Origin of the sequence: Cryobacterium sp. TMB3-10 (genome assembly GCF_004402305.1) — a bacterium.
In the GTDB taxonomy this organism is placed as follows: Bacteria; Actinomycetota; Actinomycetes; order Actinomycetales; family Microbacteriaceae; genus Cryobacterium; species Cryobacterium zongtaii.
In genome coordinates, this window is record NZ_SOGH01000020.1 from 444,422 (window position 1) to 461,501 (window position 17,080).

A 17,080-nucleotide genomic window follows, 5' to 3' on the forward strand; every position below is an offset into this window, starting at 1 on the left:
AACCGGAACAGGCCGGACCCCGAAGGGCCCGGCCTGTGCTGGTCCCGGCATGCGCCGGGCAGGTGATGCTAGTTGCTAGTTGTTGCCAGCTTCTAGTTGTTGCTGGACAGCTTCTCGCGCAGTGCGGCAAGCGCCTCGTCGTCGGCGAGGGTGCCGGCTCCGGCAGCCTCACTGGTGAACGAGTTACCGGCTGCGGACGCGACATCGCCGGGGGCGATGATCTCGTCGTTCGCGGATGCGACCTGCTTCTTGTGTGCTTCCCAGCGAGCCTGGGCTGCAGCATAGTCCTGCTCCCACTTCTCGCGCTGGGAGTCGAAGCCTTCGCGCCACTCGTTGGTCTCCGGGTCGAAGCCCTCGGGGTACTTGTAGTTGCCCTGGTCGTCGTACTCGGTGAGCATTCCGTAGAGTGCCGGGTCGAACTCGGTGCCCTCGGGGTCGACACCATCGTTGGCCTGCTTGAGGCTCAGCGAGATGCGGCGACGCTCCAGGTCGATGTCGATGACCTTGACGAACACCTCGTCGCCGACAGAGACAACCTGCTCGGCGAGTTCGACGTGCTTGCCGGACAGCTCGGAGATGTGGACCAGGCCCTCGATGCCCTCTGCAACGCGAACGAACGCGCCGAAGGGGACGAGCTTGGTGACCTTACCCGGTGCAACCTGGCCGATGGCGTGGGTGCGGGCGAAGACCTGCCACGGGTCTTCCTGCGTGGCCTTGAGCGACAGAGAAACGCGCTCGCGGTCCAGGTCGACCTCGAGGATCTCGACGGTGACTTCCTGACCGACCTCGACGACCTCGCTGGCGTGCTCAATGTGCTTCCAGCTGAGCTCGGAGACGTGTACCAGACCGTCAACGCCACCCAGGTCGACGAACGCACCGAAGTTGACGATCGACGAGACGACGCCCTTGCGGACCTGTCCCTTCTGGAGGTTGTTGAGGAACGTGGTGCGGCTCTCGGACTGCGTCTGCTCGAGCAGGGCGCGGCGCGACAGGACGACGTTGTTGCGGTTCTTGTCGAGTTCGAGGATCTTGGCCTCGATCTCCTGGCCCAGGTACGGGGTCAGGTCGCGAACACGGCGAAGCTCGATGAGCGATGCCGGCAGGAAGCCGCGCAGGCCGATGTCGACGATGAGCCCGCCCTTGACGACCTCAATGACCGAACCGGTGACGACTCCGTCGGATTCCTTGATCTTCTCGACGTCGCCCCATGCACGCTCGTACTGAGCGCGCTTCTTCGACAGGATGAGACGGCCTTCTTTGTCTTCCTTCTGAAGAACGAGTGCCTCGACCAGGTCGCCGACCTTGACGACCTCAGAGGGGTCGACGTCGTGCTTGATGGAGAGCTCGCGGGAGGGGATGACACCCTCGGTCTTGTAGCCGACGTCGAGGAGGACCTCGTCGCGGTCGATCTTCACAACGGTGCCCTCGATGAGGTCGCCGTCGTTGAAGAATTTCAGAGTCTTTTCGACCGCGGCAAGGAAGTCTTCAGCAGATCCGATGTCGTTGATGGCGACCTGCTTGGGTGCCCGTTCGGTCGTTGCGATTGTCATGTAGTAGTTGCTCCAGGATGGACATATTCGGGCCAGAAGGGAAGGTCGTGCGATACGTGTTCAAGATCCGCGACTGGCAGCGGCTAATTCGTCACAAGCGTGACAGTAAAGCTTAGCTGTTTCGGGAGCGCCCCGGCAACCCGTTCTCGGCGGCGGCGGCAACGCATCTCACGCGTCTTCGATCGAGTACCGAAAGGACCCCGAGTATTCGTATACCCGCCCGACGAACGGCAGGCTCACGGTGACCTGCACGTGCTGCCGCTGGTCACCGTCGTCGAAGCGTTCCGTCAGGTGAACCAGGGGCGCGCACAGCCGTGGGACCGGAACCCGGCGACCGGCGAGGTGCACGTAGACACCTGCGGAATCCAGGTGCAGGGCACCGTCGACAATGCGGGCGTCAAGGCGGGTTTCCAGGCGTCCGCTCCGGCCGAGGCGGTCGGCGAGGCCGCCGGCATCCGCGCCGATGACATCGATCATGTCGCGGGACCCGGCCGGAAATTCAAAGCGGCGCACAGCATGCACCCGATCGGGTCCCGGCCGGTTCACGACCAGGAAGGGCACGTCGTGTTCCCAAACCGGGAACAGCACAGCGTCGCGGGCCAGCAGCGCCAGAACCGGCCACAGCCAGCGCCGCGGGGTGCCGACCCTGTCGAAGGTCCCCCGGCCGAGGCCGTGCCGACCGGCCGGGATAGCCGTGAAGTAGGCGCGCAGCTGTGGGTGCAGTCCCGTCAGGTCACCGCCGAGGGCGGCCTCGTACGGCGACGGCATCGGCACCGGGTCAGTTCTGCAAAGCCGACCGGAGGGTGTCGAGGCCGACCCCGCCGAGGTCGAGGGCGCGGCGGTGGAACTCCTTGATGTCGAAGCCGGTTCCCTCGCGGGCCTTGGCGTCATCGCGCAGTTGCTCCCAGATGCGTTGGCCCACCTTGTACGACGGTGCCTGGCCGGGCCAGCCGAGGTACCGGTTCACCTCGAACTTCACGAAGCCGTCGTTCATGTTCACGTTTCCGGCCAGGAAGTCGAAGGCGTAGTCGGCGGTCCAGGTCTGCGACCCGTCCGGCACCTTCTTGCCCAGGTGCACTCCGATGTCGAGCACGACCCTGGCAGCGCGCATCCGCTGCCCGTCGAGCATGCCGAGCCTGTCGGCGGGATCGTCCAGGTAGCCCAACTGCTCCATCAGCCGCTCGGCGTAGAGCGCCCAGCCCTCCGCGTGGCCAGACGTGCCGGCCAGCTGGCGGCGCCAGGTGTTCAGGGACGCCCGGTTGTAAACCGCCTGGCCGATCTGCAGGTGATGGCCGGGGATTCCCTCGTGATAGACCGTGGTGAGTTCGCGCCAGGTGTCGAATTCGGTGACGCCGACGGGCACCGACCACCACATCCGGCCGGGGCGGGAGAAATCATCGGTGGGTCCGGTGTAGTAGATGCCGCCCTCCTGGGTGGGGGCGATCAGGCACTCCAGACGGCGGATCTCCTCGGGAATGTCGAACTGGGTGGCGCCGAGTTCGGCGACGGCCCGGTCGCTGGTCTCCTGCATCCAGCGTTGCAGGGCGTCGGTGCCGTGCAACTTCCGGGCCGGGTCGGTGTCCAGGAACGCGATCGCCTCGAGAACGGTGGCGCCGGGCTTGATCTGCCTGGCCACGCTCTCCTGTTCCTCTGTCATGCGGGCGAGTTCCTGGATGCCCCACTCGTACGTTTCGTCGAGGTCGATGGTGGCGCCGAGGAAGTGCCGCGACCTCAACGCGTAGAGGTCCCGGCCGACGGCATCCTGCTCGGTGGCACGGGGCTCGAGCTCGTCGGCGAGGAACGTCGCCAGCCGCTCGTAGGCGGTGGCCGCCGCGTGGGCTCCGGCACCGAGGTCGGTGGCCAGGGAGGCCGGCAGCGAACCGTGCTCGAGGCCGGCGTCGGCGACGAAGTGGTTGAAGAACCCGTCGTTGGCGGCGTTGCGTCTGGCCTGGTCGAGCACCTCGCGCACCTGCCGCCGGGCCGGCGTGGTGCCCTGCTCGATGCCGAGGCGCAGGGTTTCGATGTAGCCCGTGATGGCCGCAGGCACGGCGCCCAGGCGCGCGGAGATGTTGCGCCAATCCTCGACCGTGGCGGTGGGCATGAGGTCGAAGACCTCGCGGATGCCCTGCGCGGGTGACGCGATGACGTTGAGGTCGCGCAGCTGCAGGCCGGCGGCGGAGCTCTCCAGGTCCAGCGCGAGGCTGCTGCGCAGATCGGTGCGGGTGACCCTGTCAACGTCGTCGACCGGGACGCTGTCGTCCAGCAGCCGGATGGTGGCGGCCGCGGCCTGCACGTAGGCGGCGTGGCCGTCCGGCGAATAGTCCGCAAAGCCCGAACCGTCCGCCGACCGGCCGATATAGGTGCCCACAGTGGGATCGAGCGACACCAGGGTGTCGACCCACCCCTCGGCGATCTGGTCGACGGGGGTGGGTGTCCGGCCTTCGTTCAGAGTCATCCCCCGAGCCTAGGACATGGCCCAGGTCAGTGCGCTGCGGCGTCCCAGTTGGCCCCGCGGCCCACCTGCACGTCCAGCGGCACCAGCAGGTCGGCCGCGGACTCCATCCGCTGGGTGACGACGTGCTGCAGAGCGTCCCACTCCCCCGGGGCGACCTCGAAGATCAGTTCGTCGTGAACCTGAAGCATCATGCGGCTCTGCAGGTCCTGTTCGCGCAGGTCGAGCGCGATGTTGTTCATCGCGATCTTCATCAGGTCGGCGGCAGAACCCTGGATGGGTGCGTTCAGAGCGGCCCGTTCGGCGTTGTCCCGCAGCACCCGGTTGGGGCTGTTCAACTCGGGGAACGGCCGGCGGCGGCCGAAGATCGTCGTGGTGTAGCCGTCGACCTTGGCCTGCTCGACCACCCGGCGCAGGTAGTCGCGTACGGCGCCGAACCTGGCGAAGTAGTCGGCGATGAGCTGCTTGGCCTCGCGCGATTCGATGCGCAGCTGCTTGGACAGGCCGAAGGCGCTGAGCCCGTAGGCAAGCCCGTACGACATGGCCTTGACCTTGTTGCGCATCTCCCCGGTCACGTCCTCAGGTGCGACACCGAAGACCCTGGCGCCGACGAACCTGTGCAGGTCTTCGCCGGCGTTGAACGCCTCGATGAGGCCGGCGTCCTCGGAGAGGTGCGCCATGATGCGCATCTCGATCTGCGAGTAGTCGGCGGTGAGGAGGCTTTCGGAGCCGGACCCGGCATGGAACGCGGCCCGGATGCGGCGGCCTTCCTCGGTGCGGACGGGGATGTTCTGCAGGTTCGGGTCGGTGGAGGAGATCCGGCCGGTGGCGGTGCCGATCTGCACGTAGGTGGTGTGGATGCGGCCGGTGTCGTCGATGGCCCGGTCCAGGGTTTCCACGATCTGGCGCAGCTTCGTGGCGTCCCGGTGCTTCAGGAGCAGGTCGAGGAACGGGTGCGGGTTGCTGGCCTGCAGATCGGCGAGGGCGCCGGCATCCGTGGTGAAGCCGGTCTTGTTGGCCCGGGTGCGCGGCATGCCCAGCTGATCGAAGAGCACCTCCTGCAGCTGCTTGGGAGAACCGAGATTGACCTCGCGGCCGATCTGGGCGTAGGCGCCGGCCGCGAGCTCCGCTGCGGTGTCGCCCAGCTGTACGGACAGGGCCGCGAGTTCGGTGTGATTGACCGCGACGCCGGTCAGTTCCATGGCTGCCAGTGTCATCAGGGTGGGCATCTCGATGTCGGTCAGAACGGTTCGCGAACCCGAGTCGAGCAACGCGGTCACGGCGGCGGCGAGGCGCACCGTGTACCAGGAGTCCACGGCGACGCCGCCGGCGACGCTCTCATCCGGCACCAGCTGGTTGGGGTCGACGACGGGCACGGTCTCGTCGAGGTAGCGCTTGACGAGGTCGGCGAGAGTCTTGTCAGGGCCGCCCGGGCGCAGCAGCCAACCGGCCACCAGGGTGTCGATGGCCAATCCGTTCAGCACCAGGCCGGCGCGGGTGAGGGCCTTCACCTGCGGCTTGGCGTCGTGCATGACCTTGGGGCTCGGGCCCGCGAGCCATTCCTCGAGCGGCCGGTAATCGGCCCGACCGGGCTGCCAGGCCACCGTCGCGGTCTCGGTGGCCGTGGCCAGGCCGAAGCCGATCGGCAGGCCGTTGAGGAGCTCAACGGTGACGGAAAGGGCGGTTCCGGTCGTGGTCACCCGGTCCAGCCAGGTGGCGAGTTCCTCGTCGAGCAGTTCGCGCTGCACCGGTGCCTTCGCCGCCGCGGGGACCTCGGTGACCGGAGCCGCGCCGGCGGCGTCACCGGTGGCGGTCCCGTTGCCATTGCCGTTGGCGTTGGCCTCGAGCTTGATCACCCTGTCCAGCAGGGTGCGGAACTCCAGGCGCCCGAAGACCTCACGCACGGCGTCCTCGTCGATCGGTCCGCGCACCAGGTCGCGCAGCTCGACGGGCAGGTCGAGGTCGGTGACCAGCCGGTTGAGGCGGCGGTTGCGGATCGCATTGTCCTTCTGCTCGCGCAAGTTGGCGCCGACAACGCCGGTGATCTCGTCGGCGTGCTCGAGGATCGCGTCGAGGCTGCCGAACCTCTCAAGCCACTTCACGGCCGTCTTCTCGCCGACCTTGCTGATGCCGATCAGGTTGTCGCTGGTCTCGCCGACCAACGCGGCGATGTCCGGGTACTGTTCGGGGGCGATGCCGTACTTCTCGCGCACCTTGGCCGGGTCATACCTGGTCAGCGCCGAAACGCCCTGGCTGGCCGGGTAGAGCAGGGTGACGGTGTCGTTGACCAACTGGATCGTGTCCCGGTCGCCGGACACCACGAAGACGTCGTAGCCCTCGGCGGTGCCGCGGACCGACAGCGTCGCGAGGATATCGTCTGCCTCGTAGTCGTCCTTGGTCAGGGTGGTGATATTCAGGGCCTTGAGGGCTTCCTGGAGCAGGGGCACCTGGCCCTTGAACTCCGACGGAGTGATCGCCCTGGTGCCCTTGTATTCGGGGTAGTCGCGGGTGCGGAAGGAATACCGGGAGATATCGAATGCCACGGCGATGTGGCTCGGATTCTCGGTGCGGAGCAGGCTCAGCAGCATCGACAGGAACCCGTGGATGGCGTTGGTGTGCTGCCCGTCCTGGGTTTGGAAGCTGTCGATGGGCAGGGCGTGGAACGCCCGGTACGCCAGCGAGTGGCCATCGATGATCATCAGGGTAGGCTTTTTTGATTCCGACACAGTCCCAGCCTACAAGCCGCCTCCGGTGGGGCTGAGCCGAGCCACGAGGTGACCATGACCGAGCAGAACCCGCCCGAGAGCACCACCGACTTCCTCGCCTGGACGAAGGCACGCGGCGCCGGCGACCTGGCCGACAAGATGGGCATCGAGTTCACCGAGTTCTCACTCGAGAGGGCCGTGGCGCGGATGCCCGTCGAGGGCAACACCCAGCCGGCCATGCTGCTGCACGGCGGCGCCTACGTGGTGATGGGCGAGTCGCTCGGGTCGATGTCGGCCAATCTGCACGCCGGCCCCGGCAAGCTCGCCGTGGGCATCGAGATCAACGCCAGCCATACCGGCTCGGCCACCTCCGGGTATGTCACCGCCGTGTGCACCCCGATCCACCTGGGGCGCACGCTCACCACCCACGAGATCGTGGTGACCGACGATGCGGGCCATCGCTGTTCGACGATCCGCATCACCAACCTGATCCTGGACCAGCCGGCAGCACGCTGATCCGCTCTGCGAGCACGAAAAAGCGGGCCCCTCACCGGAGGGACCCGCTTTTTTCGTGACGGTGGTGCCGGCTGCTTTGTGGCTGGCCGACTATTTCTTGGCGGAGAGCTGTTCGATGATCGCCTGTGCGACATCGTGCATGGTCAGACGGCGGTCCATGGACGCCTTCTGGATCCATCGGAACGCCTCCGGCTCGGTCAGGCCCATCTTCTCGTTGAGCAGGCCCTTGGCCCGGTCGACGAGCTTGCGGGTCTCGAAACGTTCGACCAGGTCGGCGACCTCGGCCTCGAGGGTGATGATCTGGCTGTACCGCGAGAGGGCGATCTCGATCGCGGGCAGCAGGTCGTTCGGGGTGAACGGCTTCACGACGTACGCCAGGGCGCCGGCCTCGCTCGCGCGCTCGACCAGTTCCTTCTGGCTGAACGCAGTGAGCAGTACGACCGGGGCGATGTGGGCCTTGGTGATGCGTTCCGCGGCGGAGATCCCGTCGAGGTGCGGCATCTTGACGTCCATGATCACCAGGTCGGGGCGGAGCTCGGTGGCCAGGGCCACAGCGGTCTCACCGTCGCCGGCTTCGCCCACCACTTCGAATCCGTTGTCTCGGAGGATCTCGACGATGTCGAGCCTGATGAGGGATTCATCCTCCGCTACAACGACGCGGCGGGGGGGTACTGGAGTTGTCTCTTGGTCGGTCACAGCCAAAAGCCTACGGTATTCTGGTGCAGGTGTTGTGAGCCGGTGTGGCGGAATGGCAGACGCGGAGCACTCAAAATGCTTTGTTCGCAAGGACGTGTGGGTTCGAGTCCCACCACCGGTACCACTTCACCGCATGCCCGTTGCCCGGTTCCACCGGCGGCGGGCATGCGGTGTTTCTGTCCCTGATCGGCGTCCCCCTCCCCCGCAGCCGGGCCTCCAGCGCCCGCACACGCCCGTCTCAGCGATCGGTCGCCGCATCCGTCCATTGTGTCCGTCAGTCGACCGCACAGTCGTCCATCGACCGTGCACGGCCGCCCAGAGGGTCTTCGCCACGGATACGACAACAGCCCCGCGGATTTCTCCGCGGGGCTGTTGTCGTACTGCTGGTTACTGCTGGGCGTACGCCGGAGCGACACCGTTGTGGGCGTCACCGATGCGGTGAACCCGGATGTCGTTCGTCGAACCCGCGATTCCGGGAGGGGATCCGGAGATCACCACGACCTTGTCGCCGATCTCAGCCAGGCCCTGGCCGAGCAGGATGTCGTCGACCTGACCGAACATCGAGTCGGTGTGGGTCACCCGGTCGACCAGGTACGTCTGCACGCCCCAGGTCAACGCGAGGCGACGACGGATGCTCGCCTCGGGGGTGAAGGCCAGCATCGGGATCGAGGAGCGCAGGCGCGACATACGACGCGCGGAGTCTCCTGACTCGGTGAAGATGCAGAGGTACTTGGCCTCGACGAATTCAGCGACCTCGATGGCGGCCAGCGTGATGGCGCCGCCCTGGGTGCGCGGCTTGTTGGTGAGCGGTGCGATCCGCTCCAGGCCGTGCTCCTCGGTGGAGGCCACGATGCGCGCCATCGTCTGAACGGTGACCACCGGGTATTCGCCGACGCTGGTCTCGCCGCTGAGCATGACCGCGTCAGCACCGTCGAGCACGGCGTTGGCGACGTCGGACGTCTCCGCGCGCGTCGGAACGGGGCTGTGGATCATCGATTCGAGCATCTGCGTTGCGACGATGACCGGCTTCGCCATGCGGCGGGCCAGTTCGACGGCGTGCTTCTGCACGATCGGGACGGCCTCGAGCGGAAGCTCGACACCCAGGTCGCCACGGGCCACCATGATCGCGTCGAACGCGTCGACGATGCCCTCGAGGGCCTCGACGGCCTGCGGCTTCTCGATCTTGGCGATGACGGGAACCTTGCGGCCCTCTTCGGCCATGATCTCGTGCACCCGGTCGATGTCGGCCGCGTTGCGCACGAAGGACAGCGCGATGAGGTCGGTGCCGAGGCGCAGGCCCCAACGCAGGTCGGCCTCGTCCTTGACGGACAGGGCAGGCACGTTGACGGCAACACCGGGCAGGTTGATGCCCTTGTTGTTCGACACCGGGCCGGCGACGATGACCTTCGTGGTCACGACGGTGCCGTCGGTCTCGACGACCTCGACCTTGACCTTGCCGTCGTCGATCAGGAGGAAGTCCCCCTGCTTGACGTCGTTCGGCAGGCCCTTGTAGGTCGTGCCGGACAGTTCCTTGGTGCCGAGGATGTCCTCGGTGGTGATCTTGAAGATGTCGCCGACGGCGAGGTCGTACGGTCCGCCCTCGAACTTGCCCAGACGGATCTTCGGGCCCTGCAGGTCGACCATCACGGCGACGGCACGGCCGGAGTCGTTGGCTGCCTTCCGGATGTTGGCGTAAACGCCTTCGTGCACGGTGTAGTCACCGTGGCTCAGGTTCATACGGCAGACGTCAACGCCGGCGTCGATAATGGCGCGGATCTGTTCGTAGCTGGATGCTGCCGGCCCGAGGGTGGCGACGATTTTCGCGCGTCTCATACTGGTGGATCTCCGGTTTCCGCGCCGGTGTGGCGCATTGGTGCGTTCGGTTGGTTGGAGAGAATGGGCAGCGGAATCAGTTCGTACGCTCAGATGGCAAACGAATGATCCGTCGGCTTCACCGGGGCGGGCAGTTGAGTCTCGCCTTCGAGATACCGATCGACGGCTGCCGCAGCAGCGCGTCCTTCGGCGATCGCCCATACGATGAGCGACTGACCTCGGCCTGCATCTCCGGCAACGAATACACCCTCGTGGCTGGTCTGGTAATCACTATCACGGACGACATTACTCCGGTCGTCGAGCGGCAGATGCAGATCATGGGTCAGTTCGGCGCTGTCCGGACCGGTGAAGCCCAGTGCCAGCAACACCAGATCAGCGGGAATCTCCCGTTCGGTTCCGGCTTTGGGCACCCGTCGGCCATCGAGATATTCGGTTTCGGCGACCCGGATGGCACGCACCTCACCGGCGTCGTTGGCCAGGAACTCGATGGTGGACGCGAGGTATTCCCGCGTGCCGCCCTCTTCGTGGGCACTGGATACCTCGAACAGGGTCGGCGACATCGGCCAGGGCTGGTGTTCCGGGCGGCTGTCACCGGGCTGCTTGCCGATGGCCAGGTTGGTCACCGAGGCGGCCAGCTGACGGTTCGCGGTGCCGATGCAGTCCGCACCGGTGTCACCGCCGCCGAGCACGACGACATGCTTGCCTTCGGCGAGGATCTGGTTGTCGACGGTGTCGCCGGCGCCAACCTTGTTTTGCTGCACGAGGTATTCCATCGCGAAATGCACCCCGGGCAAGTCGCGCCCCGGAATCGGCAGGTCGCGGGGCACCATGGCGCCGGTCGCGATGACGACAGCGTCGTACCTGGCCCGCAGATCGGTCCAGGTGATGTCCACCCCGATGTTGACGCCGGCGCGGAAGCGGGTGCCCTCTGCGGTCATCTGGGACAGACGCAGGTCGAGGTGCTTCTTCTCCATTTTGAAGTCCGGGATGCCGTAGCGCAGCAGGCCGCCGATGCGGTCGTCGCGTTCGAACACGGCCACGGTGTGCCCGGCCCTGGTCAGCTGCTGGGCGGCGGCGAGTCCGGCCGGTCCGGAGCCGACGACGGCGATGGTCTTGCCGGTGAGTCGGCCGGGCGGCTGGGGGGTGACCCAGCCCTCGGCGAAGGCCTGGTCGATGATCGAGACCTCGACCTGCTTGATGGTCACCGCCGGCTGGTTGATGCCGAGGACGCAGGCGGACTCGCACGGTGCCGGGCAGAGCCGGCCGGTGAACTCGGGGAAGTTGTTCGTCGCGTGCAGACGCTCGATGGCCTGTCGGCCCTCGTCACGCCAGGTGAGGTCGTTCCACTCCGGGATCAGGTTGCCCAGCGGGCAGCCCTGGTGGCAGAACGGAACACCGCAGTCCATGCAGCGGCCGGCCTGGCGCTTGAGCACGGCGGAGTCGCCGGCCTCGTAGACCTCTTTCCAGTCCATCAGACGGATGGAGACCGGACGACGGGCGGGAAGTTCCCGGTCCGTGGTCTTCAGGAATCCCTTCGGGTCAGCCATTGGTTACCTCCAAGATGCGGTTCCAGACCACGTCGCCGTCGGGGTCGAGCCCCTCGGCCACGGCGCTCTGCCTCGTCGCCAGGACGGCTGCGTAGTCACGCGGCAGCACCTTGACGAAGTTCTTCATTGTCGTGTCGCGGTCGGCGAGGAGCCGCGCGGCCAGAACAGAATCGGTCTGTTCCAGGTGCTGTTCCAGCAGGTCCCCGACGATTTCGATGTCGGCGCTGCCGAGCGGCAGCAGGGTGAGTTCGCCGGAGTCCAGCGAGTCACGGTTGACGAGCTCCGAGCGCAGCCGGTAGATGTATGCGGTTCCGCCGGACATGCCCGCGCCGAGGTTACGGCCGGTCTCGCCGAGAATCACGGCGAGTCCACCGGTCATGTACTCGAGGGCGTGGTCGCCCACCCCCTCGACGACGGCGGTCGCACCGGAGTTGCGCACCAGGAATCGTTCACCGACGATGCCGCGGATGAACATGCTGCCCAGGGTCGCGCCGTAGCCGATCACGTTTCCGGCGATCACGTTCTCCTCGGCAGCGAAGACGCTGCCGCGGTCGGGGCGCACGATGATCTGCCCGCCGGAGAGGCCCTTGCCGACGTAGTCGTTGGAATCCCCCTCGAGGCGCAGGGTGATGCCGCTGGGCAGGAAAGCGCCGAGGGACTGCCCCGCCGACCCGGTCAGGGTGACGTCGATGGAGCCGGCCGGCAGGCCGTTCTCGCCGTGCCGCAGGGTCACCTGGTGGCCCAGCATGGTGCCGACGGCGCGTTCGGTGTTCCGGATCGGCAGCGCGATCGTGACCTGGCCGCCGTGCTCGAGCACATTGGCGCTCTGCCTGATCAGCTCGACGTCGAAGTGCTCGTCGAGTTCGTGCTCCTGCTCCCGGCTGGAACGTCGCGGTTCGCCGGCGGAGAAGTCGGGGCCGACCAGGATCGGCGCCAGGTTGAGCCCGGATGCCTTCCAGTGGTTGAGGGCGCCGTTCACGTTCAACAGTTCCTTGCGGCCGGTGGCCTCGTCGAGGCTCCGGAAGCCGAGCTCGGCGAGGTACTCGCGCACCTCCTGCGCGATGAACTCGAAGAAGTTCACCACGTAGTCGGCCTTGCCGCTGAACCGCTTGCGGAGCTCGGGGTTCTGGGTTGCGACGCCGACCGGGCAGGTGTCCAGGTGGCAGACCCGCATCATGATGCAGCCCTCGACGATTAGAGGGGCGGTGGCGAAACCGAACTCCTCAGCTCCGAGCAGGGCGCCGATGACGACGTCACGGCCGGTCTTGAGCTGGCCGTCGACCTGGAGCACGACCCTGTCGCGCATCCCGTTCAGCATCAGGGTCTGCTGGGTCTCGGCCAGGCCGAGCTCCCAGGGGGTGCCGGCGTGCTTGAGCGAGTTGAGCGGACTCGCGCCGGTGCCGCCGTCGTGTCCTGATACCAGGATCACGTCGGAGAGCGCCTTGGCGACGCCGGCCGCGACGGCACCGATACCGGACTGGCTGACCAGTTTGGTGTGGATGCGCGCGGTCGGGTTGGCTCGCTTGAGGTCGAAGATCAGCTGCTTGAGGTCTTCGATCGAGTAGATGTCGTGGTGCGGGGGTGGCGAGATCAGGCCGACGCCCGCGGTGGCGTGCCGGGTGCGGGCGACCCACGGGTAAACCTTGGTGGGCGGCAACTGGCCGCCCTCCCCCGGCTTGGCACCCTGGGCGAGCTTGATCTGGATGTCGTCGGCGTGGGTGAGGTACATGCTCGTGACGCCGAACCGGCCGGACGCGACCTGCTTGACCGCGCTCCGCCGTGTCGGGTCGAGCAGACGGTCGAGGTCCTCGCCGCCCTCACCGGTGTTGGACTTGCCGCCGAGCCGGTTCATCGCGATGGCGAGGGTCTCGTGAGCCTCCTGCGAGATGGAGCCGTAACTCATCGCGCCGGTGGAGAACTTCTTCACGATCGATGCGACCGACTCGACCTCGTCGATCGGGATGGGCTTTCGCTGCCCGATGTTGAAGGCGAACATGCCACGCAGCGTCATCAGGCTCTCCGACTGGTCGTCGACGAGCTTGGTGTACTCCTTGAAGATGTCGTAGCGGCGGGTGCGGGTGGAGTGCTGCAACCTGAAGATGGTCTCGGGGTTGAACAGGTGCGGGGAACCGTCGCGACGCCACTGGTATTCGCCGCCGGTGGCGAGACGCTCGTGCACGGTGACGGCGGCATCCGGCGGGTAGGCGCCGGTGTGGCGTTCGAGGTTCTCGGCCGCGATCACGTCGATTCCGACACCGCCGAGCTTGCTCGTGGTGCCGGTGAAGTACTGGTCGATGAAGACCTGGCTCAGGCCGACGGCCTCGAAGGTCTGCGCGCCGGCGTAGGACGACACCGTGGAGATGCCCATCTTGGACATGATCTTGAGTACGCCCTTGCCGAGCGCCTTGATCACGTTCTTCACGGCCTTCTCGGGCGTGACGGTGGTGATGAAGCCGCTGCGCACGAGGTCCTCGCAGGTCTCCATGGCCAGGTACGGGTTGACGGCGCTGGCGCCGTACCCGATGAGGAGCGCCACGTGGTGCACCTCGCGCACGTCACCGGCTTCCACGACGATGCCGACCTTGAGCCGGTTCTCGGTGCGGATGAGGTGGTGGTGCACGGCCGCGATCATCAGCAGCGACGGGATGGGCGCGAGGTCCTTGGTGCTGTCCCGGTCGGACAGCACGATGAAGAGAGCGCCGTCCTCGATGGCCGCGTCGACCTCGTGGCACATTTCCTCGATCCGGTTGGAGAGTGCGCTGGGACCCTCGTCGAATCTGTAGAGGCCACGGATGGTGGTGGTGGTGCGGCTGCCGGGGGACGTGTCGATGTGCTGGATCTTGGCCAGCTCGTCGTTGTCGATGACCGGGAAGTCGAGCACCACCTGGCGAGCGTGCTCCGGGCCCGCCGCGAGCAGGTTGAGCTCGGGGCCGAGGCCCAGCTTGAGGCTGGTGACGACCTCTTCCCGGATCGAGTCCAGCGGCGGGTTCGTCACCTGCGCGAACTGCTGGGTGAAGTAGTCGAAGAGCAGCCGGGGGCGCTCGCTGAGCACCGCGATGGGCGTGTCGCTGCCCATCGCACCGAGGGGCTCCGCGCCGTTGCGGGCCATCGGGGCCAGCAGAATGCGTACCTCTTCTTCGGTGTAGCCGAAGGTGCGCTGGCGACGGACCACGGATGCCGGCGGGTGCACGATGTGCTCCCGTTCCGGCAGGTCCTTGAGGTTGATCCGGCCGGCGTCGAGCCAGGAGCCCCAGGGCTCGCTGGCGGCGAGGTCGCCCTTGATCTCCTCATCTTCGATGATGCGGCCGGCCTCGGTGTCGACGAGGAACATCTTGCCGGGCTGCAGGCGCCCCTTGCGGACAACCCGGGCGGGGTCGACGTCGATGACGCCGATCTCGCTGGCGAGCACGACGAGTCCGTCGTCGGTGATCACGTAGCGGCCGGGCCGCAGACCGTTGCGGTCCAGGGTGGCGCCGACGAGGGTGCCGTCGGTGAAGACGATGGCGGCGGGGCCGTCCCATGGTTCCATCAACATGGAGTGGTACTCGTAGAACGCTCGGCGGTCACGGTCCAGGTCGGGCTGGTTCTCCCAGGCCTCCGGCACCATCATCATCACGGCGTGCGGCAGCGACCGGCCGGACAGGCTCAGCAGTTCGACGACCTCATCGAAGGACGCCGAGTCGCTGGCGCCGGGGGTGACGATCGGGAACAACGGGTTCAGGTCGCCGAGCAACTCCGATTCGAGCTGCGACTGGCGGGCGCGCATCCAGTTGCGGTTGCCCTGCACCGTGTTGATCTCGCCGTTGTGCGCGATCATCCGGAACGGCTGCGCGAGAGGCCAGGACGGGAAGGTGTTGGTGGAGTACCGCGAGTGCACCAGCGCCAGCTTCGAGGTGAAGCGCTCGTCGGACAGGTCGGGGTAGAACGGCTCCAGCTGAAGGGTCGTGACCATGCCCTTGTACACGATGGTGCGACAGGACAACGACGCGAAGTAGGTCTCCACCTCGCGTTCGGAGCGTTTCCGCAACCGGACGGCCTGGCGGTCCAGGTTGATGCCGGCCAGGGGCAGGCCGTCCTCGGTGGTGCGGCTGCTGGAGACGTACAGCTGCTGGATGGCGGGCATCGCGGCCCGCGCCAGGTTGCCGACCTCGTCGGGGCGAACCGGGACCTCGCGCCAGCCGAGAACGTGGAGGTTCTCCTCCTTGGCGATGGCCTCGATGGCGCTCTTGACCGCGCTGCGGGCGGTCGGTTCTGTGGGCAGGAAGACGTTGCCGACGGCGTACCGTCCGGCGTCGGGCAGGTCGAACGTGGACACCGCACGGAAGAACTCATCCGGGATCTGGGTGACGATACCGGCGCCGTCGCCCGTTCCGGCGTCGGAACCGACCGCACCGCGATGTTCGAGGTTGCGCAGTGCGTCGAGCGCTCGCGTGATGATGTCGTGTCCGGCCGTTCCCCGCAGGGTGGCGACCATGGCGAGACCGCAGGCATCACGTTCGTCGTGCGGGTTGTAGAGCCCCTGGGCTGAGGGAACACTACTGAACCTGGAGAAGAGGGGTTGCTGCGTCATTAGACCGTCCTCACAAAATGACTGGCAGGTGGGGACGACGTTGGCCCGCGGGAAGAAGAGAAGCCACTCCGCCCGAAATGGAGGGCGAAAACCGTGGACCGGGTGGGATGACCGCGGTTAGGGGCGGGAGTCGGTTGTGCTTGTGGCGTCGACGTCGCGTGATTCAACGGGTTCATCAGCCTCATTGCCGTGATCCTCGAAAACGGAATCGGTTTCACCAGATTGTACCTCAGGGTCGACCGGCTTCCACTCGCGCCCGGGCAGGTACGGGCTCAGTTCGATTCCGGTGTGCCGTCTGCTCTGCACAATGATGATGATCAGGCCGACCAGGATGGCGAACAGGGCGGCCCACACGTTGGTGCGGAGGCCGAAGAAGATCTCGCTCGGGTCGACGCGGATCGATTCGAACACGCTGCGTCCCGCGCCGTACCAGATCAGGTAGACACCGAACGCGGTGCCCCAGCGCAGCCGGAACTTGCGTTCGAGGATGAGGATCACGGCGACACCGACCAGATTCCAGACGATCTCGTACAGGAAGGTGGGGTGGAAGAGGGTGCCGACGGGCAGGCCGACGGGGTACGCGGGGTTGTCGGTGGAGATCTCCAGGCCCCACGGGAGCGTGGTGGGCAGGCCGAACAGCTCGTGGTTGAACCAGTTGCCGAGTCGCCCCATGGCCTGGGCGAGGAGCATTCCCGGGGCCAGGGCGTCGGCGAACGACCAGAACCGGATGCCGGCGCGTCGGGTGCCGATGTACGCGCCGACGGCGCCGCCGAGCAGGGCGCCGAAGATGGCGATGCCGCCCTTCCACACCGCGAAGACGTCCCAGAGGTTCGCTCCGTCGTAGAAGTAGTCGTTGGGGTGGGTGAGCACGTGGAAGATCCGGGCTCCGACGATGCCCAGCGGCACAGCCCAGAGGATGATATCCAGCACCACGCCCGGCTCGCCGCCGCGCTTCGTCAGCCGCCGCGAGGTCATCGCGGTGGCCAGGAAGATACCGATCAGGATGCAGATCGCATACGCGTGGATGCGGAACGGCCCCAGGTCGAAGAAGCTCCACTCAGGGCTCGGAATGCTCAAGGGCAACGACACCACAACAACCTTTCATCGTGACACTCTGGTCACTGGGAGCCGGTCGATCGACCGCCTCGGACAATTTACCCTAAACGGGATGGCATAAACGCAGGGACCTGACGGCGAGAACGGCCGACGGG

General features: G+C 66.7%; 10 protein-coding genes and 1 tRNA gene. 2 read left to right on the forward strand and 9 right to left on the reverse strand.

Translation table 11 applies throughout. The features are described 5' to 3' along the window. Positions 1-92: 92 nt before the first annotated feature. The 4 genes from rpsA to polA all read right to left on the reverse strand — a co-directional run bounded on the left by rpsA (position 93) and on the right by polA (position 6,728). The gene (rpsA, locus tag E3T22_RS10175; RefSeq protein ID WP_088456256.1) at positions 93-1,550 is read right to left on the reverse strand and encodes a 30S ribosomal protein S1; all 1,458 of its coding nucleotides are present in this window, start codon (positions 1,548-1,550) and stop codon (positions 93-95) included. 168 nt (positions 1,551-1,718) lie between these two features. Next, on the reverse strand, positions 1,719-2,318 hold the full coding sequence (locus tag E3T22_RS10180; RefSeq protein ID WP_103479493.1) for a DUF4166 domain-containing protein: 600 nt from the start codon (positions 2,316-2,318) through the stop codon (positions 1,719-1,721). A gap of 10 nt (positions 2,319-2,328) precedes the next feature. Next, positions 2,329-4,005, reverse strand: a complete 1,677-nt coding sequence (locus E3T22_RS10185) for a DUF885 domain-containing protein (RefSeq protein WP_088456258.1) — start codon at positions 4,003-4,005, stop codon at positions 2,329-2,331. A gap of 26 nt (positions 4,006-4,031) precedes the next feature. After that, positions 4,032-6,728 (reverse strand): DNA polymerase I, encoded by a 2,697-nt coding sequence (polA, locus tag E3T22_RS10190; RefSeq protein ID WP_088456259.1) that lies wholly within the window; start codon positions 6,726-6,728, stop codon positions 4,032-4,034. 54 nt (positions 6,729-6,782) lie between these two features. On the opposite strand from polA, the gene E3T22_RS10195 reads away from it, so the two are divergent. Beyond that, the gene (locus tag E3T22_RS10195; protein WP_134480034.1) at positions 6,783-7,223 is read left to right on the forward strand and encodes a PaaI family thioesterase; all 441 of its coding nucleotides are present in this window, start codon (positions 6,783-6,785) and stop codon (positions 7,221-7,223) included. Positions 7,224-7,313: 90 nt separating this feature from the next. Here E3T22_RS10195 and E3T22_RS10200 read toward each other — a convergent pair whose 3' ends face one another. After that, on the reverse strand, positions 7,314-7,919 hold the full coding sequence (locus E3T22_RS10200; protein WP_066595563.1) for an ANTAR domain-containing response regulator: 606 nt from the start codon (positions 7,917-7,919) through the stop codon (positions 7,314-7,316). A gap of 38 nt (positions 7,920-7,957) precedes the next feature. Here E3T22_RS10200 and E3T22_RS10205 point away from each other — a divergent pair. Then, a tRNA-Leu gene (locus tag E3T22_RS10205) sits at positions 7,958-8,043 on the forward strand. A gap of 263 nt (positions 8,044-8,306) precedes the next feature. Here the strand turns inward: E3T22_RS10205 and pyk are convergent. The 4 genes from pyk to lgt all read right to left on the reverse strand — a co-directional run bounded on the left by pyk (position 8,307) and on the right by lgt (position 16,961). Beyond that, complete coding sequence (pyk, locus tag E3T22_RS10210; RefSeq protein WP_088456261.1) at positions 8,307-9,752, reverse strand: pyruvate kinase; 1,446 nt, start codon at positions 9,750-9,752, stop codon at positions 8,307-8,309. Between the two features lie 89 nt (positions 9,753-9,841). Next, positions 9,842-11,299, reverse strand: coding sequence for a glutamate synthase subunit beta (locus E3T22_RS10215; RefSeq protein ID WP_088456262.1), 1,458 nt, complete (start codon positions 11,297-11,299; stop codon positions 9,842-9,844). Continuing rightward, positions 11,292-15,869: a glutamate synthase large subunit gene (gene gltB / locus E3T22_RS10220; RefSeq protein ID WP_088456263.1), complete on the reverse strand. Its 4,578-nt coding sequence runs from the start codon at positions 15,867-15,869 to the stop codon at positions 11,292-11,294. The genes E3T22_RS10215 and gltB overlap by 8 nt, the downstream gene beginning before the upstream one ends. A gap of 117 nt (positions 15,870-15,986) precedes the next feature. After that, positions 15,987-16,961 (reverse strand): prolipoprotein diacylglyceryl transferase, encoded by a 975-nt coding sequence (gene lgt / locus E3T22_RS10225; RefSeq protein ID WP_370028109.1) that lies wholly within the window; start codon positions 16,959-16,961, stop codon positions 15,987-15,989. Positions 16,962-17,080 lie beyond the last annotated feature (119 nt).

Excerpts from the sequence above, each read along its gene's own strand:
- rpsA (WP_088456256.1), bottom strand. The coding sequence starts at position 1,550 with ATGACAATCGCAACGACCGAACGGGCACCCAAGCAGGTCGCCATCAAC.
- E3T22_RS10180 (WP_103479493.1), bottom strand. The coding sequence starts at position 2,318 with ATGCCGTCGCCGTACGAGGCCGCCCTCGGCGGTGACCTGACGGGACTG.
- E3T22_RS10185 (WP_088456258.1), bottom strand. The coding sequence starts at position 4,005 with ATGACTCTGAACGAAGGCCGGACACCCACCCCCGTCGACCAGATCGCC.
- E3T22_RS10195 (WP_134480034.1), top strand. The coding sequence starts at position 6,783 with ATGACCGAGCAGAACCCGCCCGAGAGCACCACCGACTTCCTCGCCTGG.
- pyk (WP_088456261.1), bottom strand. The coding sequence starts at position 9,752 with ATGAGACGCGCGAAAATCGTCGCCACCCTCGGGCCGGCAGCATCCAGC.
- E3T22_RS10215 (WP_088456262.1), bottom strand. The coding sequence starts at position 11,299 with ATGGCTGACCCGAAGGGATTCCTGAAGACCACGGACCGGGAACTTCCC.
- gltB (WP_088456263.1), bottom strand. The coding sequence starts at position 15,869 with ATGACGCAGCAACCCCTCTTCTCCAGGTTCAGTAGTGTTCCCTCAGCC.